The organism is Paracoccus sp. DMF (assembly GCF_004407025.1).
In the GTDB taxonomy this organism is placed as follows: domain Bacteria; phylum Pseudomonadota; class Alphaproteobacteria; order Rhodobacterales; family Rhodobacteraceae; genus Paracoccus; species Paracoccus aminovorans_B.
The window spans coordinates 14,932-33,758 of the sequence record NZ_SOKV02000035.1; the positions used below are offsets into that span (position 1 = coordinate 14,932).

The 18,827-nt window shown below is 69.6% G+C and carries 17 protein-coding genes; 6 read left to right on the forward strand and 11 right to left on the reverse strand.

Annotation, left to right across the window (positions count from 1 at the left end):
* Positions 1-57: 57 nt before the first annotated feature.
* Positions 58-759 carry a helix-turn-helix transcriptional regulator gene (locus E3D03_RS15575; protein WP_263567696.1) on the forward strand — a complete coding sequence of 234 codons (702 nt, stop codon included), beginning with the start codon at positions 58-60 and terminating at the stop codon, positions 757-759.
* Here the strand turns inward: E3D03_RS15575 and E3D03_RS15580 are convergent.
* On the reverse strand, positions 737-2,140 hold the full coding sequence (locus tag E3D03_RS15580; RefSeq protein ID WP_263567697.1) for an aminotransferase class V-fold PLP-dependent enzyme: 1,404 nt from the start codon (positions 2,138-2,140) through the stop codon (positions 737-739). The genes E3D03_RS15575 and E3D03_RS15580 overlap by 23 nt on opposite strands.
* Positions 2,141-2,234: 94 nt before the next feature.
* Between E3D03_RS15580 and E3D03_RS15585 the strand changes: the two genes are divergently transcribed.
* From E3D03_RS15585 to pdeM, 5 genes are read left to right on the forward strand one after another with little or no spacing between them, the layout of a single operon-like run.
* Positions 2,235-2,708, forward strand: a complete 474-nt coding sequence (locus E3D03_RS15585) for an Lrp/AsnC family transcriptional regulator (RefSeq protein ID WP_263567698.1) — start codon at positions 2,235-2,237, stop codon at positions 2,706-2,708.
* A 30-nt stretch (positions 2,709-2,738) separates the two neighbouring features.
* Positions 2,739-3,731, forward strand: coding sequence for a ligase-associated DNA damage response exonuclease (locus E3D03_RS15590; RefSeq protein WP_263567699.1), 993 nt, complete (start codon positions 2,739-2,741; stop codon positions 3,729-3,731).
* Positions 3,728-5,272, forward strand: a complete 1,545-nt coding sequence (locus tag E3D03_RS15595) for a cisplatin damage response ATP-dependent DNA ligase (RefSeq protein ID WP_263567700.1) — start codon at positions 3,728-3,730, stop codon at positions 5,270-5,272. The genes E3D03_RS15590 and E3D03_RS15595 overlap by 4 nt, the downstream gene beginning before the upstream one ends.
* Positions 5,269-7,698, forward strand: coding sequence for a ligase-associated DNA damage response DEXH box helicase (locus tag E3D03_RS15600; protein WP_263567701.1), 2,430 nt, complete (start codon positions 5,269-5,271; stop codon positions 7,696-7,698). Before E3D03_RS15595 ends, E3D03_RS15600 begins: the two co-directional genes overlap by 4 nt.
* Positions 7,695-8,351, forward strand: a complete 657-nt coding sequence (gene pdeM / locus E3D03_RS15605) for a ligase-associated DNA damage response endonuclease PdeM (protein ID WP_263567702.1) — start codon at positions 7,695-7,697, stop codon at positions 8,349-8,351. The genes E3D03_RS15600 and pdeM overlap by 4 nt, the downstream gene beginning before the upstream one ends.
* Positions 8,352-8,414: 63 nt before the next feature.
* On the opposite strand, the gene E3D03_RS15610 is transcribed toward pdeM, so the two are convergent.
* The 10 genes from E3D03_RS15610 to E3D03_RS15655 all read right to left on the reverse strand — a co-directional run bounded on the left by E3D03_RS15610 (position 8,415) and on the right by E3D03_RS15655 (position 18,718).
* Positions 8,415-9,128, reverse strand: coding sequence for an outer membrane protein (locus E3D03_RS15610; RefSeq protein ID WP_263567703.1), 714 nt, complete (start codon positions 9,126-9,128; stop codon positions 8,415-8,417).
* A 211-nt stretch (positions 9,129-9,339) separates the two neighbouring features.
* Positions 9,340-11,778 (reverse strand): DNA topoisomerase (ATP-hydrolyzing) subunit B, encoded by a 2,439-nt coding sequence (gene gyrB / locus E3D03_RS15615; protein ID WP_062561293.1) that lies wholly within the window; start codon positions 11,776-11,778, stop codon positions 9,340-9,342.
* Between the two features lie 230 nt (positions 11,779-12,008).
* Positions 12,009-12,344 (reverse strand): DUF1491 family protein, encoded by a 336-nt coding sequence (locus tag E3D03_RS15620; protein ID WP_263567704.1) that lies wholly within the window; start codon positions 12,342-12,344, stop codon positions 12,009-12,011.
* 8 nt (positions 12,345-12,352) lie between these two features.
* Positions 12,353-13,264, reverse strand: a complete 912-nt coding sequence (gene era / locus E3D03_RS15625; RefSeq protein WP_263567705.1) for a GTPase Era — start codon at positions 13,262-13,264, stop codon at positions 12,353-12,355.
* Positions 13,261-13,950, reverse strand: coding sequence for a ribonuclease III (gene rnc, locus E3D03_RS15630; protein ID WP_263567706.1), 690 nt, complete (start codon positions 13,948-13,950; stop codon positions 13,261-13,263). The genes era and rnc overlap by 4 nt, the downstream gene beginning before the upstream one ends.
* A 41-nt stretch (positions 13,951-13,991) precedes the next feature.
* Complete coding sequence (gene lepB, locus E3D03_RS15635; RefSeq protein ID WP_263567707.1) at positions 13,992-14,780, reverse strand: signal peptidase I; 789 nt, start codon at positions 14,778-14,780, stop codon at positions 13,992-13,994.
* A gap of 29 nt (positions 14,781-14,809) precedes the next feature.
* Positions 14,810-15,259, reverse strand: coding sequence for a holo-ACP synthase (gene acpS / locus E3D03_RS15640; RefSeq protein WP_263567708.1), 450 nt, complete (start codon positions 15,257-15,259; stop codon positions 14,810-14,812).
* Positions 15,260-15,302: 43 nt separating this feature from the next.
* Complete coding sequence (locus E3D03_RS15645; RefSeq protein WP_263567709.1) at positions 15,303-16,034, reverse strand: pyridoxine 5'-phosphate synthase; 732 nt, start codon at positions 16,032-16,034, stop codon at positions 15,303-15,305.
* 32 nt (positions 16,035-16,066) lie between these two features.
* Entirely contained in the window at positions 16,067-16,888 is an 822-nt protein-coding gene (locus E3D03_RS15650; RefSeq protein WP_263567710.1) for a 4-(cytidine 5'-diphospho)-2-C-methyl-D-erythritol kinase, read from the reverse strand.
* A gap of 3 nt (positions 16,889-16,891) precedes the next feature.
* Positions 16,892-18,718, reverse strand: a complete 1,827-nt coding sequence (locus tag E3D03_RS15655; protein ID WP_263567711.1) for a tetratricopeptide repeat protein — start codon at positions 18,716-18,718, stop codon at positions 16,892-16,894.
* Between the last annotated feature and the right edge of the window lie 109 nt (positions 18,719-18,827).

Below are 18,827 nucleotides of genomic sequence, written 5' to 3' on the forward strand. Positions count from 1 at the left end.
GGCCTCCTGTGATGATGCGGCCAGAATGGCCCGGAAACCCTGACAGAAGGTGACAGCATGGCCCGCACCGACCGGCTGATGCGACTGATGGATGCGCTGCGTCGCCTGCCGGCCCCGGTGACGGCGGCGCGGCTGGCGCATGAGACCGGCGTTTCGCCGCGCCAGCTGTACCGCGACATCGCCACGCTGCGCGCCGGCGGTGCGCTGATCGACGGCGAGGCGGGCGTCGGCTATCGCCTGACCGAGGATCCGGCCCTGCCGCCGCAAAGTTTCTCGCGCCTGGAAATCGAGGCGCTGCTGCTGGCGATCTCGGCCCTGCGCGCCCTTGGCGACGGCGAGTTGACCGAGGCGGGCGAGGCCGCCATGGCCCGCATCCTCGCCACCCTGCCCGAGAGCCAGGGCCGCCACGCCATGCATGCGTCCATGCGCCTGTTCCGCCCTGCCAGCCAGCGCGCGGCGCCGCAGATCGACATGGCCCTGCTGCGCGAGGCGCTGTGGCAGGAGCGCAGCCTGGAGATCGACTACCTGGACCTGGCCGAGGCCCGCAGCACGCGCGAGATCTGGCCCCTGGGCCTGAGCTACAGCGAGAACCACGTCATGCTGCTGGCGCATTGCAAGCTGCGCGAGGATTTCCGCATCTTCCATGTCGCGCGCATCCAGGCGATGCGGCCCGGCGGCGCCAGCTTCCGGCCGCGCCGGGTGGCGCTGGTGCGGGACTATGTCTGCGCCCGCGCGGCTATTCCGCCGCAATCGGGGTGAAGATCGCCGTGGCGCGGTTGCAGCGATACTGCGCCAGGTAATCGCCCGCGTGATCGGCCAGGTCGCAGACGGCATCCAGGATCGCCTCGACGTCGGTGCGGCCGGCGGCCCAGCACAGGTTCAGCCGGACGAAACCGGGCTTCTCGATCTCGTCGCCCTTCAGGATCGCCGCGCGCAGCCGGTCCGATTCCGCCGCATCCAGCCCCAGCAGCCGGTGCACATAGGGCCCGGCGCAGGCGCAGCCGCCGCGCGCCTGCACGCCATGCAGGTCCGACAGCATCCGCGTCGCCAGCTGCTGATGGATGAAGCCGCCGCGCCCGTCGCGGATGCGGAAGCTGAAGAAGGGCAGGCGTGGCGCGTCGAGCTTGCCCAGCAGCGCGATGCCCGGATGCGCGCCCAGCCGCGCCAGCCCCAGCGCCAGGTATTCGGCATTGCGCGCCGCGATGCGCGGCTGGCCCACCGCCGCCTTGGTCAGCAGCGCCAGCGCGGCGCGGATGTCGCCGACCACGTTCGGCGTGCCGCCCTCCTCGCGCGCCTCGACGCTCGCGGCATAGTCGTGGCCGTGGGGCGAGACGAAGCGCACCGTGCCGCCGCCGGGCAGGCTGGGCCGGTCGGCCACGACCGCATCGCGGCGCAGCACCAGCACGCCCGAGGCGCCCGGCCCACCGATGAACTTGTGCGGCGAGAACACGATGGCATCCATGCCGAGGCGCATGTCCATCGCCAGATAGGGCGCGCCGCCGGCATAGTCCCAGACCGCGCGTGCGCCCTTAGCCTTCAGGATCGCCGTCACCCCGGCCACATCGGTCAGCGTCCCGGTGACGTTCGAGGCGGCCGAGAAAGCGCCGATCACCGGGCCGGGCGCGGCCCGCAGCGCCGCGCGCAAGGCCTCCGGGTCCGGGCCGCCCGCCTCGGCCTCGGGGATTTCCACCACGCTTGCGCCGCTTTCGCGCCAGGGCAGGATGTTCGAGTGATGCTCGTAGGGCCCGATCAGCACCGTGGTGCCGGGCCCCGCGGCGAGCAGATGCACCAGCCGGTTGATCCCCGCCGTCGCCCCGGCGCCGGCAAAGACCACCGCATGCTCCGGCCCGGCACCGACGCCTTCGGCAATCGCCGCCCGCGCCGCACGGCGCATCCGGGTCATGGTGCCGCCGCAATGGCTGGCCTCGGTATGGCTGTTGGCATACCAGGGCAGGACATTCTCCATGATCCAGACCTCCAGCGGGCGCAGCGCCCGGCCCGAGGCGATGTAATCGGCATAGATCAGCCGGCGCGGCCCGAACGGCCCCTGGATCACCGCATCGCGGCCGATGATGCCGCCGTGGACGCTTTCCAGCGGATCGGGGCCAAGGGCGGCAAGATAGCTGTCAAACGGCATCATCGGTCGGTCCTTTCGCGCTTTTGCCGGATCTTGACCCGGGATCACCGCAAAATCACCGCTGGATATTAGAGAAAACCGCGAATATTGTTGTCATATGAACGGAAAAACTCTCGAAATCGACGAAACCGACAACCGGCTGCTGCGGCTCTTGCAGCAGGACGCCAGCCTGTCGCAGCGCGAACTGGCCGAGCGTATCGGCCTGTCGCAGAACGCCTGCTGGCGCCGGTTGCGGCGGCTGACCGAGGCCGGCGTCTTGCAGGGCAGCCGCGCCGTCATCGACGCCGGCCGGCTGGGGCTGGGGCTGACGGTCTTCATCATGGTCCGCACCCGCCATCACGACGACGCCTGGGCGCGGCGTTTCCGCGCCCGGATCGAGTCCCTGCCGCAGATCACCGAGTTCCACCGCATCGGCGGCGAGTGGGACTATATGGCCAAGGCGGTGGTCGGCGACATGGCGGGTTACGACCAGCTTTACAAGCGGCTGATCGCCGACATGGATCTGGAACGGGTCACCGGCGTTTTCTCGATGGAGACGATCTTTCACGGCCGCCCGCTGGCGCCGGGTTGATTTTCACGAAATGTTCTACATCTTGGGCTCATGCGCGCCGATCCGATCCTTTTGCCGACCGAGGCCGGGCTTTACTGCCCCGAGGGTGATTTCCATATCGACCCCTTGCGCCCGGTCGCGCGCGCGCTGATCACCCATGGCCATTCCGACCACGCCCGCCCCGGCCATGGTGCCGTGCTGGCGACGCAGCAGACGCTGGACATCATGCGGCTGCGCATGGGGCCGGACTTCGCCGGCTCGACCCAGGTCGCGGCGGACGAGATGCGGCTGGGCGATGTCTCGGTCGGCTTTCACCCGGCCGGGCATGTGCTGGGGTCCAGCCAGATCGCGGTGACCTCGGGCGATTGCCGCATCGTCGTCTCGGGCGACTACACCCGGCAGCCGAACCCGACCTGCGCGCCCTTCGAAGCCGTGGCCTGCGACATCTTCGTGACCGAGGCGACCTTCGGCCTGCCGGTGTTCCGCTTTCCCGATCCGGCAACGCAGGTCGAGAAGCTGCTGGCCAGCATGGCCGAGTTTCCCGACCGCCCGCATCTGATCGGCGCCTATGCGCTCGGCAAGGCGCAGCATGTCATCGCGCTGCTGCGCGCGGCCGGCTATGACGCGCCCATCGCCATCCATGGCGCGCTGAAGACGCTGTGCGACTACTACGTCCAGCAGGGCGTCGATCTGGGCGCACTGGTCCCGGCCACGGCCGACGAGGTGCCGGCGCAGCTGGTCATCGCGCCGCCTTCGGCCTTTGCGAGCCTGTGGGTGCAGCGCTTTCGCGACCCGGTGCTGGGCTTCGCCTCGGGCTGGATGACGGTGCGGGCGCGGGCGCGGCAAAGGGGCGTCGAGCTGCCCCTGGTCATCAGCGACCACGTCGACTGGCCGATGCTGACCGGCACGCTGACCGAGCTGGCGCCGTCCGAGGTCTGGGTCACGCATGGCACCGAGGATGGCGTGATCCGCTGGTGCGAGCTGGCGCAGATCCCGGCCCGGCCGCTGCGGCTGGTCGGCTATGAGGACGAGGCCGAGGAATGAAGGCTTTCGCCGCCCTGCTGGAACGCCTGGCCTTTACGCCGGCGCGCAACGCCAAGCTGCAGCATGTGCAGCATTACCTGGAGCGCACGCCGGACCCGGATCGCGGCTGGGCCCTGGCGGCGCTGACGGGCGACCTGGAATTGCGCCGGGTCACGCCGTCGCTGCTGCGCGGGCTGGCGGCCGAGCGCATCGACGGGCAGCTGCTGGCGCTGAGCTATGATTTCGTCGGCGACCTGGCCGAGACCATCGCGCTGGTCTGGCCCGAGGGGGCCGAGGACGATCCGCCGCTGTCGCAGGCGGTCGAGCTGCTGCAGACCACCGGCAAGGCCGGGCTGCCCGGCGCGATCGCCGGGATGCTGGACCGGCTGGGACCGTCCGAGCGGCTGGCCTTCCTGAAGCTCGCCACCGGCAATCTGCGCGTCGGCCTGTCGGCGCGGATGGCGCGCATGGCGCTGGCCGGGATGGGCGCGCCCTCGGTCGCCGATCTGGAAGAGATCTGGCACGGGCTGGCGCCGCCCTATACGCCGCTTTTCGGCTGGATCGGCGGCGGGGCGCGGCCGGAAAGCGCGGCGCTGGCGCCGTTCCGGCCGGTGATGCTGTCCACGCCGACCGATCTGGACGAGCTTCGCGCGCTGGACCCGGCCGAGCATGTCGCAGAATGGAAATGGGACGGCATCCGCGTGCAGGCGGTCAGCGACGGCGGGGTCAAGCGGCTTTATTCCCGGACGGGAGAGGATATTTCCCATGCCTTTCCCGACGTGATCGCGGCGATGGATTTCGACGGCAGCGCCGATGGCGAATTGCTGGTCCGGCGCGAGGGCGAGGTGGCGCCCTTTGGCGAGCTGCAAAAGCGGCTGAACCGCAAGGCGGTGGGGCGCGCGCTGCTGGCAAGCCACCCGGCCGGCCTGCGGCTTTACGACCTGCTGATCTGGCAGGGCCGCGACCTGCGCGCCGAACCCCTGACCGTGCGGCGCGCCGTGCTGGAAGGCGCGGATTTCGGGCCGGGCATCGACATCTCGCCGCTGCTGGATTTCGCGAACTGGGAGGATCTGGCGGGTTTGCGCGCCGATCCTCCGGCGGCGGTGATCGAGGGGGTGATGATCAAGCGCCGCGATTCGGCCTATGTCGCCGGGCGGCCGCGCGGGCCCTGGTTCAAGTGGAAGCGCGACCCGATGGTGGTCGATGCGGTGCTGATCTATGCGCAGCGCGGCCATGGCAAGCGCTCTGGCTTTCATTCGGATTTCACCTTCGGCCTGTGGCAGGGCGACGAGCTGGTGCCGGTCGGCAAGGCCTATTTCGGCTTCACCGATGCCGAGCTGCGCGAGCTGGACAAGTTCGTGCGCGCCAATACCACCGAGCGGTTCGGCCCGGTCCGCGCCTTGGCGCCGAAGCTGGTGGTCGAGGTGGCTTTCGAGGGGGTGAACCGCTCGACCCGGCACCGCTCGGGGGTGGCGATGCGCTTCCCGCGCATCAGCCGCATCCGCTGGGACAAGCCCGCGGCCGAGGCGGATCGGCTGGACACGCTCGAGGCGAAGCTGTGATCCTGCCGGAACTGTTCCACGACTGGTTCGCGCGGCAGGGCTGGCAGCCGCATCCGCATCAGCTGGCGCTGCTGGCGGCGCAAGGCGACAGCCTGCTGATCGCGCCCACCGGCGGCGGCAAGACGCTGGCGGGGTTCCTGCCCTCGCTGGTGGAGCTGGCGCCGGTGGCGGGGTCGGATGGGTATTTGGAAAACAGAGAAAGCCGGAAAGGGCTGCATACGCTTTATGTTTCGCCGCTGAAGGCGCTGACGGCGGATATCGCCCGCAACCTGGGCCGGCCGGTGGCCGAGCTGGGCCTGGGCATCCGCGTCGAGGACCGCACCGGCGACACCGGCCAGACGCAGCGGCGCCGGCAGCGCGTCGATCCGCCCGAGATCCTGCTGACCACGCCCGAGAGCCTGGCCCTGATGCTGAGCTATCCCGAGGCGCCGGCGATCTTTGGCGGGCTGCGCCGGGTGGTGCTGGACGAGCTGCACGCCCTGGCGGAAAGCAAGCGCGGCGACCAGCTGATGCTGGGGCTGGCGCGGCTGCGGGCGCTGTCGCCCGGGCTGCGGGTGACCGGGCTGTCGGCGACGGTCGAGGATCCGCAGGCGCTGGCCGGCTTCATGGCCGGCGCCGGGCCGGTCGAGATCGTCGAGGCCGATCCGGGGCCGGACCCGGACATCGCCATGCTGCCGACCGCGCGCCCCGCGCCCTGGTCCGGCGGCGGCGGGCATTACGCGGTTCCCGAGGTGCTGGCGGCGGTGAAATCGGCGCGCACCACGATCATCTTCATCAACACGCGGGCGCAGGCCGAGCTGTTCTTCCAGGCGCTCTGGGCCGCGAATGACGAGAACCTGCCCATCGGCCTGCATCACGGCAGCCTGGCGCGCGAGCAGCGCGCCCGCGTCGAGGCGGCGATGGCGGCGGGCGAATTGCGCGCCGTGGTCGCCACCGGCAGCCTGGACCTGGGCATCGACTGGGGCGCGGTCGATCTGGTGATCCAGGTCGGCGCGCCGAAGAACGTCAAGCGGCTGGTGCAGCGCATCGGCCGGGCGAACCACCGCTATAACGCGCCCTCGAAGGCGCGGATCGTGCCGGCGAACCGGTTCGAGCAGATCGAATGCGTGGCGGCGCTGGAGGCCGTGCGCGCGCACGACCTGGACGGCGAGCCGCGCGGGCCGGGGCCGCTGGACGTGCTCTGCCAGCATATGCTGCTGACCGCCTGCGCCGCGCCCTTCGACGCCGATGCGCTTTATGCCGAGGTGGTGACGGCGGGCCCCTATCGCGGGCTGGCACGCGTCGATTTCGACGCCTGCCTGGATTTCGCGGCCACCGGCGGCTATGCGCTGCGCGCCTATGACCGCTGGCAGCGGCTGATGCTGCGCGGCGGTCTGTGGCAGTTGCGCGACCCGCGGGCGGCGAAGCTCTTGCGCATGAATGTCGGCACCATCGTCGAGGCCGAGATGCTGAAGGTCCGCCTGCGCGGCCGTGGCGGTGCCCCCCTGGGCGAGGTCGAGGAAGCCTTCGCCGCCGGCTTGACGCCGGGCGACAGCTTCCTGATCGGCGGCCGCGTGGTGCGCATGGACGCGCTGCGCGAGATGGTGGTCGAGGTCACGCCCGATCCCTCGCGACAGCCGAATATCGCGGTCTATTCCGGGGTCAAGCTGGCCATGTCGACGCAGCTTGCGCATCGGGTGCTGGCGCTGATCGGCGATCCGGCCCATCATGCCGCGCTGCCGCCCGACACCCGTGACTGGCTGGGTTTGCAGGCCGAGGTCTCGCGCCTGCCCGAACCGGGGCTGCTGCTCTCCGAGAGCTTTCCCCATGCCGGGCTGTGGCATTTCGCGCTTTACGGCTTTGCCGGGCGCAATGCCCTGCAGACGCTGGGTCTGCTGCTGACGCGCGAGATGGAGCAGGAAGGGCTGGGCCCGCTGGGCTTCATTTCGACCGATTACGCGCTGCTGGTCTGGTCGCTGGACAAGGTCGCGGATCCGGCGCCGCTTCTGGATGCGGAACGGCTGCGCGCGGGCCTGGGCGATTGGCTGGGCGAGAACGCGGTGATGAAGCGCACCTTCCGCAATGTCGCGATCGTGGCCGGGCTGATCCAGCGCAATATGCCCGGGCTGCGCAAATCCGGGCGGCAGGCGACGTTTTCCAGCGACATCCTTTATGACACGCTGCGGAAATACGACCCCGACCACCTGATGCTGCGCGTCACCGCCCAGGAGGCCGGACGCGGCCTGGTCGATTTCGGCCGCATCGAGGAGATGCTGGCGCGCTCGCCCCGGCGCGAGCATCGGCTGCTCGACCGCGTCTCGCCCCTGGCCGCGCCGCTGCTGCTGGAAATGGGCCGCGTGCCGATCCGCGGCGAGGGGCGCGAGCGGCTGGCCCGGATCGAGGCCGAGGCGCTGATGCGCGAGGCCGGGCTGGAAGGCATCGGATGACCGGATACCTGTTCGATTTCCATGGCTTGCGGCTTGAGGCGCGGGGCTCGGGCGCGCTGTGGTGGCCGGGCGGGCGTTGGCTGGTCGTGGCCGATCTGCACCTGGGAAAATCCGAGCGCCTGGCCCGGCGCGGCGGCCCCTTGCTGCCGCCCTATGAGGGGCTTGCGACGCTGGAGCGCCTGGCCGGCGAGATCGCGGCTCTGGCACCCGAGGCGGTCGTCAGCCTGGGCGACGGTTTCGACGACCTGGCGGCGGCACAGGCGCTGGATCCGCTGGTCGCGGGCGCGCTGCTGGCGCTGGCGCACGGGCGGGACTGGGTCTGGCTGCATGGCAACCACGACCCTGCCGCGCCGCGGCACCTGCCCGGCCGCGCGGCGGCAGAGCTGCGGCTTGGCCCGGTCGCGCTGCGGCACGAGGCCGGGCCGGGGCCGGATATTTCCGGGCATTTCCACCCGGTGGTGCGTCTGGCCGGCGAGCGGCGGCGCGCCTTCCTGCTGGGGCCGCAGCATCTGCTGCTGCCGGCCTTCGGCGCCTATACCGGCGGCTTGGCGCATGACCATGCGGCCGTGCAGGCGCTGGTGCCGCGTGGACTGGCCATCGCCTGCGGACCGCGGGCGATCCCGCTGCCCATCGGCCGGCCGCGGCGGCGCTGACGAGAAAGGGCCGCCCGAAGGCGACCCCTGTCCCGTCCGTGGAGCCGGATCAGATCTTGCGGATCAGAACTTGAAGTTCAGGCCCAGCTTGACGTTGTGGAACTTCGCCGTGGCGTTGGTCGAGGCGCCGAGGCCGTCTTCCAGGGTTTCCTTGCCGAAGTTGGCGAATTCATACTCGCCGGTCACCGACATGCGGTCGTTCAGCTTTTTCTCGGCGCCCAGGCCGACGATGTAGCCGGTCTTGGAATAGCTGTCGTTCAGGTCGATGGCGCCAGCGCCGCCGGTGCCCTCGACCGAATAGTCGACCTTGGCGCGCGCCACACCGGCGATACCATAGACCAGCATGCCGGGGCTGACTTCGTAGCCGGTCTTCATGCGCAGGGCGAGCACGTTCTTGACCTTCGATTCGGCGTCGTAGCCGTCGGTCGAGAAGCTGTCCTCGACGCTGCCGCCTTCATAGCCCAGTTCGGGGCCGAACACCCAGCGGTCGCGCTGCCAGCGATAGCCGACATGCACGCCGCCATTGACGCCGTTCAGCTTCAGCTCGTCCGGGGTGCCACCGAGGCCGCCCACCGAGTTGACGCCAACATCGTCTTCGCCGCCGAAGGCATAGCCCAGGGTCAGACCGGCATAGCCGCCGGCCCAGTCGCCGACCGGAGCGGTTTCGACCACCGGAGCCACGACGCCGGTCTCGACCACCGGGGGGGTATAGCCACCGGCATTGGCGGCAAAGGCGCCCAGGACGGCGAGGGGAGCGGTCAGGTAAGCTGCGCGCATATTCATCTCTCCTAATGTGACAAGGCCCGGCACAGGAGCAAGTCTCGCGGGCGTCGGATTTGAACCAGAACTAGTCTCGCTAACGCCGCGCTGCAAGCCGCGGGGCACTGATTGGGCACTGTCTCGCACGATGCGCGGCATGATAGCAACAATCAATCTGCGGTTGTGTTAACCTTTGGCAACCCTGTCCCCTGCAACTGCCGGAATTTGGTCAGATGTCCAGATTCTCGACGTTCAGGGCGTTCTGCTGGATGAAGTCGCGGCGCGGCTCGACGACATCGCCCATCAGCTTGGTGAAGATATCGTCGGCCTCGGACAGATCCTCGATTCGGACCTGCAGCATGGTGCGCGCCGCCGGGTCCAGCGTGGTTTCCCAAAGCTGCTCCGGGTTCATCTCGCCCAGGCCCTTGTAGCGTTGCAGCGACAGGCCCTTTTCGCCTTCCAGGAAGATGGCCTGCAGCAGGCTCAGCGGGCCGTGGATCGGGATGTCGCGGTCCTTGCGGATCAGATGCGCGGTCTGGCCATAAATATCCTGCAACCCTTCGGTCATCGCGCCCAGCCGCCGGCTTTCGCCGCTGCGCAGCATCGACCCGTCCAGGGTGCGGCTCTCCTCGACCCCACGCAAGAGGCGGGTCAGGCGGATGCCGGCGTCCTGGGTCGGGCGGCCGGTCCAGCCGCGCTCATATTCCTCGGCGATCATGTCCAGCCGCGCGGCGACGGCTGCGGCCACCCCTTGCGCATCGGCATCGACGCGCCCCTGCACCAGCGCGCCGGCGATGGCGGCCTGTTCGGTGATATGGGCCGGATAATGCGTCGGATAGGCGCGCAGGATGCGGCGCGCGATCCGTGCCTCGTCCACCACGCGGGCCAGGTCGGCGCCGGCGATGCTGTCGCCATTGCCCAGCCGCAGCGTGGCGCCGTCGATGCCCTGCTCGATCAGGTAATCCTCCAGCGCCGCCTCGTCCTTCAGATAGACCTCGGAGCGGCCGCGCGCGACCTTGTAAAGCGGCGGTTGCGCGATATAGAGATGCCCGGCCTCGATCAGTTCCGGCATCTGCCGGAAGAAGAAGGTCAGCAGCAAGGTGCGGATATGCGCGCCGTCGACATCGGCATCGGTCATGATGACGATCTTGTGATAGCGCAGCTTGCCCAGGTTGAACTCGTCGCGGCCGATGCCGGTCCCCAGCGCGGTGATCAGCGTGCCGACCTGGTCGCTGCTGAGCATCCGGTCGAAGCGCGCGCGCTCCACGTTCAGGATCTTGCCGCGCAGGGGCAGCACAGCCTGGTTCTGGCGCGAACGGCCCTGCTTCGCGGACCCGCCGGCCGAGTCACCCTCGACGATGAACAGTTCCGACAGCGCCGGATCCTTTTCCTGGCAGTCGGCCAGCTTGCCGGGCAGGCTGGCCACGTCCATGGCGGTCTTGCGCCGCGTCAGCTCGCGCGCCTTGCGCGCCGCCTCGCGGGCCAGGGCGGCCTCGATGATCTTGCCGACGATGCCCTTTGCCTCGGCGGGGTTCTCCTCGAACCACTCGGCCAGCTTCTCGTTCACCAGCCCCTCGACGGCCGGGCGCACCTCGCTGGAGACCAGCTTGTCCTTGGTCTGGCTCGAGAATTTCGGATCGGGCACCTTCACGGACAGCACGCAGGTCAACCCCTCGCGCGCATCGTCGCCGGTGAAATCGACCTTTTCCTTCTTCGCGATGCCGCTGGTCTGGGCGTAATTGTTGATGACCCGGGTCAGCGCGCCGCGGAAGCCGGCCAGATGCGTGCCGCCGTCGCGCTGCGGGATGTTGTTGGTAAAGGGCAGCACCGTCTCGTGATAGCTGTCGTTCCACCACATCGCCACTTCGACGCCGATGCCGTTCTTCTCGCCCTGGATGAAGATCGGCTCGGCCATGACCGGCGTCTTCGAGCGGTCGATGAACTTGACGAATTCGCGCACGCCGCCTTCGTAGAACAGCTCGGTGCGCAAGGGCTCGGCCGGGCGCTCGTCCTCCAGGATGATGCGCACGCCCGAGTTCAGGAAGGCCAGTTCCCGCAGCCGGTTCTCCAGCGTCTTGAAGACAAAGTCGCGATTCGAGAACGTGCCATCGGCCCGGTCTTCCTTGGACGAGGCCAGGAACCGCACCTCGGTGCCCTTTTCGCCCGGCTCGGCATCGCCCAGCACGCGCAGATGCTCGACCGTGTCGCCATTCTCGAAGCGGGCGTAATGTTCCTTGCCATTGCGCCAGATGCGCAGCTCCAGCCAGTCCGACAGCGCGTTCACCACCGAGACGCCGACCCCGTGCAGGCCGCCCGAGACCTTGTAGCTGTTCTGGTCGAATTTCCCGCCGGCGTGCAGCTGGGTCATGATGACCTCGGCCGCCGAAACCCCCTCGGTCGGGTGCAGGTCGACCGGGATGCCGCGGCCGTTGTCGCGCACCGAGACGCTGCTGTCGGCGTGGATCTTGACGCGGACGAAATCGGCATGACCGGCCAGCGCCTCGTCGATGCCATTGTCCACCACCTCATAGACCATGTGATGCAGGCCCGAGCCGTCGTCGGTGTCGCCGATATACATGCCGGGACGCTTGCGCACGGCTTCCAGGCCCTTGAGAACCTTGATGGAATCGGCGCCATATTCCGAGGGCTGCGGGGCGGGGGTCGTCATGGTTTTCTTATCCTGCCTTGGGCTCGCATCTTATAGGGGCAAAGCCGGGGAATGTCACGGGAAAGCCACAAGATTTAGCGGTCCGCGCGCCGCGCGCGCGACGTCACGTCGCCGTGGCCACGGAACCGCTCCAAACCCCGGCTTCTTTGCTCGCCAAATACCCACGCCAAGCGCGAGGCCGGGCGATCCCGCCGCGCTTTCACCGTTTTCCAAATACTCCCGGCAAGGGTTCAAGCCAGCCCGTCCTGATCCAGCAGGGTGCTGCCGTCGCGGCTCTCGATCTCGATCACCCACAGGTCGGGGTCGCGGCTGGCATTGCGGGCGATCTCGGTGTCGATCTCGCGCTCGGGCGCCTCGTTCAGCCGGATCCAGACCCGACGGTCGGTCTCCAGATCCCATTCCCGGACCCACAGGCTCGCCCGCCCGTCCAGCGTCGCGCATTTCACCATGACGCTGCCGGCGGTGTCGTCGCCGTGGCGGGTGACATAGGCCGGGATGTCGGCCAGCCCCAGCCGGCGCAGATAGGCCGCGACCCAGATCCCGGCCGCCAGCCTCGCCTCAGCCATCGGCGGCCTCAGGCATCGCCGTCGCGGAAGTCGAGGCCCATCTCGTTATAGCGCTCGGCCTCGTCCAGCCAGTTCTCGCGCACCTTGACCTGCAGGAACAGATGCACCGGCCGGCCCATGAACTCGGCCAGTTCGGCCCGCGCCGCCTGGCCCACGGCCTTGATGGTCTCGCCGCCCTTGCCGAGCACGATGCCCTTGTGGCCGGGGCGGGCGACATAGACGATCTGGTCCACGCGGGCCGAGCCGTCCTTCTTCTCCTCCCAGGCCTCGGTCTCGACCGTCAGCTGATAGGGGATTTCCTCGTGCAGGCGCAGGGTCAGCTTCTCGCGGGTGATCTCGGCGGCGATCATGCGCATCGGCAGGTCGGCGACCTGATCCTCGGGGTAAAGCCAGGGACCGGCGGGCACTTCGGCGGCCAGCCAATCCATCAGGTCGTTGCAGCCATAGCCCTTTTCGGCCGAGATCATGAAGGTCCGGGCGAAGGGAAAGGTCTCGTTGATCTGTTGCGACAGCGCCAGCAGCACCTCGGCCTTGACCCGGTCGATCTTGTTGATGACCAGCGCGACCGGGGTCTTGCCGGCATGTTCGCGCAGGCTCGCGATGATCGCCTGCGCGCCCTCGGTCAGCCCGCGATGCGCCTCGATCAGCAGCAGGATGATGTCGGCATCGGCCGCACCGCCCCAGGCCGCCTTGACCATGCTGCGGTCCAGCCGGCGGCGCGGGCGAAAGATGCCGGGCGTGTCGACGAAGACCACCTGCGCCGGCCCGTGCATGGCGATGCCGCGGATGCGGGCGCGGGTGGTCTGCACCTTATGCGTCACGATCGAGACCTTGGCCCCGACCATCTGGTTCAGCAGGGTGGATTTCCCGGCATTCGGCTCGCCGATCAGGGCGACGAAGCCCGCGCGCGTTTCGGTCATGTCGTTCCTTCGATCTGCGACAGCAGCACGGCCGCGGCCGCCTGTTCGATGCTGCGTTTGGTGCCCTTGCCGCTGGCCTGGGCCTCGCGGCCGTCGTCCAGCCGGACGGTGATTTCGAATTCCGGCGCGTGGTCCGGCCCCGAGCGCGCGGTCTGGACATAGCGCGGCGGGCTCATGCCCTGGGCCTGGGCCCATTCCTGCAATGCCGTCTTGGGGTCGCGGGCGTCGTCCTCGACCCGCGCCAGCCGGTCGGCCCAGAGCCGCAGGATCACCGCGCGCGCCGCCTCCAGCCCGGCGTCGAGATAGATCGCGGCCAGCACCGCCTCCATCGCATCGGCCAGCAGCGCCTCTTTCCGGCGCCCGCCCGACATCATCTCGGAGCGGCCGAGCTTCAGCACCTCGCCCAGGCCGATCTCGCGCGCGACCTCGGCGCAGGTCTCGCCCTTGACCAGCGCATTGTAGCGCGGCGCCAGCTGGCCTTCGGTGGCGGCGCGGTCGGCCGCGAACAGCGCCTCGGCCACGGTCAGGCCCAGCACGCGGTCGCCCAGGAATTCCAGCCGCTGGTTGTCGGGCCGCGTCGCGGTCGAGATCGAGCCATGCGTCAGCGCGCGGACCAGCAATTCAGGGCGCGAGAATTCATGCCCCAGACGGTCCGAGAAAGCGCGCAGGTCGGCGGAAATCTTCATGTCTCATCCTGCCACGGCGGGGGCCGCCGCGGCAATGTCCCTTAGTCCACGGCCTTGAAGAAGCGGTCGGCGCGCCAGGTCCAGAAGTATAGCAGCGACTTGCCGGCGGACGAGAACATGATCCGGTCGGCCCGCCCGATCAGCGCATCCGCCGGCACCATGCCGACGCCGCCCGCCGCGGCCGGCCAGCGCGAGTCGCCCGAGTTGTCGCGGTTGTCGCCCATGAAGAAGTAATGCCCCTCGGGCACGGTGAATTCCGGCGTGTTGTCGCCCGGGCCGTTGTCGGTCAGGTTCAGCACGTCGTGGCTGACGCCGCCGGGCAGGGTCTCGGTGAAGCGCTGGGCGGTGCATTGGCCGTTCTCGGCCTCGCGGATCGGGCCGGGGCAGGGCAGGCTGCCGGCGGGACCCTGCGGTTCCTGCGCCTCGACGAATTCGCCGGCCGGGACCTGCGGCGCGGCTTCGCCGTTGATCCACAGCACGCCCTCTTTCATCTGGATGCGGTCGCCGGGCAGGCCGATCAGCCGCTTGATGAAATCGTCGCCGCGCGGATGGCGGAACACCACCACGTCGCCGCGCGCAGGCTCCGAGCCCAGGATCCGGCCCGAGATCGGGCAGATGCCGAAGGGGCAGGAGACGGCGGAATAGCCGTAAGCCATCTTGTTCACGAACAGGAAATCGCCGATCAGCAGCGTGTCCTTCATGCTGCCCGAGGGGATCCAGAACGGCTGGAAGAACAGCGTGCGGAAGACGCCCGCGATCAGCAGCGCCCAGAAGATGGTCTTGACGGTTTCCCAGATGCCCCCATCCGTGCGGGCGTCGCTTTTGGCCATGGCCGTTCCTTCCTGCGAAAGTCGCGCGTTCATGGGCCGCGCGGGGCGGCAAAGTCAAGCCGCGGCGGATGCGGGCTTGCGCCCTCGGGAAGCGCCTCGATCAGCACGAAGGCCTGCGCCCAGGGATGGTCGTCGGTCAGGGTGACGTGGACATGCGCCCGGTGCCCGGGCGGCGTCATCGCGGCCAGCCGTTCCGCGGCCCAGCCGGTCAGCTGCATCCTGGGCTGGCCGGTCGCCAGGTTGCTGACCGCCATGTCGCGCCAGGCGATGCCCATGGCAAGCCCGGTGCCGAGCGCCTTGGAGCAGGCCTCCTTGGCGGCCCAGCGTTTCGCCAGCGTCGCGGCTTCCTGCTTGCGGCGCGCGGCGAGCGCCAGTTCGGTCCCGGTAAAGACCCGGTTGCGGAAGCGGTCGCCGTGGCGCGCGAGCACGCGCTCGATGCGCTCGATATTGGCGAGGTCGCTGCCGATGCCCAGGATCATCGCCAGGCGGGCCCGTTGCCGGGGTATTTGCAGAGCAAAGAAGTCACGGGCGCACCGCGTCCATGCGGCGGCGCATTTCGGTGATGGCGGCGCCAAGGCCCATGAAGACCGATTCCGCGATCAGGAAATGGCCGATGTTGAGTTCGCGGATTTCCGGGATGGCGGCGATGGGGCCGACCGTGTCGAAGGTCAGGCCGTGGCCGGCATGGACCTCGAGCCCCAGCAGATGCGCCTGGGCCGCGGCCTGGCGCAGCGCGGCCAGTTCGGCGTCGCGTTCGGGCAGCCGGCCCTCGGTGTCGAGGTCGCAATAGGCGCCGGTGTGCAGTTCGACCACGGCGGCGCCGATGCGGGCGGCGGCATCGATCTGGGCCTGCTCATGGCCGATGAACAGCGAGACGCGGCAGCCGGCCTCGCGCAGGGGCGCGATGAAATCCCGCAGGAAAGCCTCGTTGCCGGCGACGTCGAGGCCGCCTTCGGTGGTGCGCTCCTCGCGCTTTTCCGGGACCAGGCAGACGGCATGCGGGCGGTGGCGCAACGCGATCTGCTGCATTTCCGGGGTGGCGGCCATCTCCAGGTTCAAGGGCAGCCTGAGCCCGATCAGCCGCTCGATGTCGGCATCGGTGATGTGGCGGCGATCCTCGCGCAGATGGGCGGTGATGCCGTCGGCGCCGGCCTGCTCGGCCAGTTCGGCGGCGCGCAGCGGGTCGGGCCAGGGCGTGCCCCGGGCGTTGCGGATGGTCGCGACGTGGTCGATGTTGACGCCGAGGCGCAGCATGATGGTCCCCCCTGGTGGAATTGCTTGCAGGTTTAGGGATTTGCCGGCGCAAGTCCAGATGCGGCGAGCCACCATTCGGGATGGGCCCGGGCGATGGCGGTGCGGGCGGCCTCGGCCTTGGCCCGGCTGGCGAAGAGGCCGAAGCAGGTCGCACCCGAGCCGGACATGCGTTGAAGCTCTGCGCCCTGGTCGCGGATCGCGGCCAGGCAGGCGGCGATCTGCGGCATGAGCCGGATCGCCGGGGCTTCCAGGTCGTTGCGGCAGATGCGCAGGAAGCCGAGCAGCGTCGCGGCGTCCGGAAAGGCGGGGAGCGGCTCGGGCATCGGCGGATTGTCGCGCCTTTCCAGCGCCTTGAACACCTGCGGCGTCGAAAGGCCTCGGCCCGGATTCACCAGCAGCACATGCAATTCGGGCAGCCCGGGCAACGGATCGAGGATCTCGCCCAGGCCCCGCATGCGCGCGGGCCGGCCGGCGAGGCAGACGGGCACGTCGGCCCCCAGGGTTTCGGCGCCCTCGGGCCGGGCGTCGAGCGCGCGCAGCACCGCCGCCGCATCGGCCGAGCCGCCGCCGATGCCCGAGGCGACCGGCAGGTTCTTTTCCAGCGTGATGCGTGCCTCCTGCCCCGCCAGCCGGGCGGCACGCAGGCACAGGTTGTCGGGCTCGGCGGCCAGCCCGGCGGCGAAGGGCCCGGTCAGCTCCAGCGACAGCGGGCCGGGCGTGACCGTCACCACGTCGCCGACATCCAGGAAGACCACGAGCGAATCCAGCAGATGGTAGCCGTCGGCGCGCCGGCCGGTGACATGCAGCGTCAGGTTCAGCTTGGCGGGCGCCCGCTCGCGCCGGGGCAGGGGCATGGCTCAGTCGGCCCTGGCGGGTTCCGGGGCAGGGGCCTCGGGCAGCTTGCCGCCATTGGCCTTTTCCTCGTCCAGCACCGCGTCGAGGCCACGCTCCAGCTTGGCGCGGATGCGGGCCGCCTCGGCCTCCTGTTCGGGCTTCAGGGACAGGGCGCGGTGCCACTGGATCTCGGCCTCGCGGTGGCGGCCGACCATCCAGTAGATGTCGCCCATGTGGTCATTGACCAGCGAATCGCCGGCCATGGCGGCGACGGCGCGTTCCATCGGCGCCACCGCCTCGTCATAGCGGCCGAGGCGGAAATAGGCCCAGGCCAGCGAATCGAGGATATAGCCGTCGTCCGGGCGCAGCTCGACCGCACGCTGGATCAGCTTCAGGGCCTCGTCCAGCTTTTCGTTGCGGTCGACCAGGCTGTAGCCGAGATAGTTCAGCACCTGCGCCGAATCCGGGCGGATCTTCAGCGCTTCGCGGAAATCGGCCTCGGCCTTGGAGAATTTGCCGGCGCGTTCCAGCGCGATGCCGCGGGCGTAAAGCGGGAACCAGCGCGCCTCGGGCGCCTTGTCGCCGATCAGCGACAGCGCCTTGTCATAGGCCGGAATCGCCTGGCCGAACTTCTCCTGTTGGCGCAGCAGGTCGCCAAGCGCGATCCAGCCCTGCGCCAGTTCGGGATGGGCGGCGGTCAGCGCCAGCGCCGCCTTTTCGGCGTCGTCCAGCCGCTCGGCCCGGGCGAGGGCGTCGATGCGCGCCAGTTCGGCCACCGGCCGCATGTCGCCAAGCTCGCGCAGCTTCTCGAATTCCCGCTCGGCCAGGTCGAACTGGCCGAAGCCTTGCAGCAGCTGCGCGGCCAGAAGCCGCGCCTCGCCCAGGTCGGGGGCCAGGTATTCGGCCAGCCGGGCATGGATCAGGGCCAGCGGGTCGGGCTCCTCGGTCGAGGCCAGCACCGAGCCAAAGGTCAGGAACACCTGCGCGATACCGTCGGCCGGCGTGCGGATGCTGTCGAAGGCCAGCGTCTCGCCCTTGGCCAGCCGGTCGCGCATGGCCAGCAGATGCGGTTCCTCGGCCAGGCCCTGGGTGGCGTCCAGCATGGCGACGGCGTCCTTGTCGCGCTCCAGCTGCGACAGGACCTGTGCCCGGGCCACGACGCCCAGGATATGCGCGCCGGTGGCGGGGTCGGCCAGCAGTTCCTCGGCGCCCTCGAAATCGCCGACCTTGGCCTTGGCCAGCGCAAGGTGATAGTTCACCATCGGCGCCGCGCCGCGCATCGTGGCCAGCTTCTTGAAGGCGGCCAGCGATTCGCCGGCCTTGCCGGCGCCCAGCAGCGCCCAGGCCCGGATCATGCCGTCGACCAGCGCCGCACCGCCGGGGACATCGGCGGCATCCTCGGCCGTCGGGGCCGAATCGATGGAGGCCACCAGGTCGTCCCAGCGTCCGGCGCGGGCCAGTTCGGCGCGCTGCACCAGCCGGGCCAACTCGGTGGCGCGGCCCTGGTCGGACATGGTGACGGCCAGCGCCGTGGCGCGCTCCATCTCGCCGGCAGAGATCAGCGCCACCATCGCGCTGTCCTGCAGATAGGCGTCGGTGTCGTCCTGGGCCAACGCCTGCAGGTAGTAATCGGCGGCGCTGCGATAGTCGTTCTGGATCGCCGCCATGCGCGCCGCCAGATAGGGGCCGGCCAGGCCGTGGATGACGGCCGTCTCGCCGGGGCGATGGGCCGGGCGCTCGGGCTTTGGCGCCGGCTGGGTCTGGGCCATCAGCGGCGCGGCCCCGGCCTGTTGCAGCGGCAGCGTCGCGGTCAGCGCGATCAGCGCCAGCGGGATCAGTCTTGTGGTCACGGCTTTGGCCCAGTCCTTCGCAATTCGCGCCGCGACCCTAGCCGGCGCGGCGCGATTGGGCAACGCCGCGCCCGTTGGGCTGCCGGGCGGGGCGATCACATATTCGGGT

Excerpts from the sequence above, each read along its gene's own strand:
- E3D03_RS15585 (WP_263567698.1), top strand. The coding sequence starts at position 2,235 with ATGAACGGAAAAACTCTCGAAATCGACGAAACCGACAACCGGCTGCTG.
- E3D03_RS15650 (WP_263567710.1), bottom strand. The coding sequence starts at position 16,888 with ATGCCCCTGCCCCGGCGCGAGCGGGCGCCCGCCAAGCTGAACCTGACG.
- E3D03_RS15610 (WP_263567703.1), bottom strand. The coding sequence starts at position 9,128 with ATGCGCGCAGCTTACCTGACCGCTCCCCTCGCCGTCCTGGGCGCCTTT.
- E3D03_RS15595 (WP_263567700.1), top strand. The coding sequence starts at position 3,728 with ATGAAGGCTTTCGCCGCCCTGCTGGAACGCCTGGCCTTTACGCCGGCG.
- E3D03_RS15590 (WP_263567699.1), top strand. The coding sequence starts at position 2,739 with ATGCGCGCCGATCCGATCCTTTTGCCGACCGAGGCCGGGCTTTACTGC.
- era (WP_263567705.1), bottom strand. The coding sequence starts at position 13,264 with ATGACCGAAACGCGCGCGGGCTTCGTCGCCCTGATCGGCGAGCCGAAT.
- E3D03_RS15575 (WP_263567696.1), top strand. The coding sequence starts at position 58 with ATGGCCCGCACCGACCGGCTGATGCGACTGATGGATGCGCTGCGTCGC.
- lepB (WP_263567707.1), bottom strand. The coding sequence starts at position 14,780 with ATGGCCAAAAGCGACGCCCGCACGGATGGGGGCATCTGGGAAACCGTC.
- E3D03_RS15580 (WP_263567697.1), bottom strand. The coding sequence starts at position 2,140 with ATGATGCCGTTTGACAGCTATCTTGCCGCCCTTGGCCCCGATCCGCTG.
- gyrB (WP_062561293.1), bottom strand. The coding sequence starts at position 11,778 with ATGACGACCCCCGCCCCGCAGCCCTCGGAATATGGCGCCGATTCCATC.
- E3D03_RS15620 (WP_263567704.1), bottom strand. The coding sequence starts at position 12,344 with ATGGCTGAGGCGAGGCTGGCGGCCGGGATCTGGGTCGCGGCCTATCTG.
- acpS (WP_263567708.1), bottom strand. The coding sequence starts at position 15,259 with ATGATCCTGGGCATCGGCAGCGACCTCGCCAATATCGAGCGCATCGAG.
- pdeM (WP_263567702.1), top strand. The coding sequence starts at position 7,695 with ATGACCGGATACCTGTTCGATTTCCATGGCTTGCGGCTTGAGGCGCGG.
- E3D03_RS15645 (WP_263567709.1), bottom strand. The coding sequence starts at position 16,034 with ATGCTGCGCCTCGGCGTCAACATCGACCACGTCGCGACCATCCGCAAC.
- rnc (WP_263567706.1), bottom strand. The coding sequence starts at position 13,950 with ATGAAGATTTCCGCCGACCTGCGCGCTTTCTCGGACCGTCTGGGGCAT.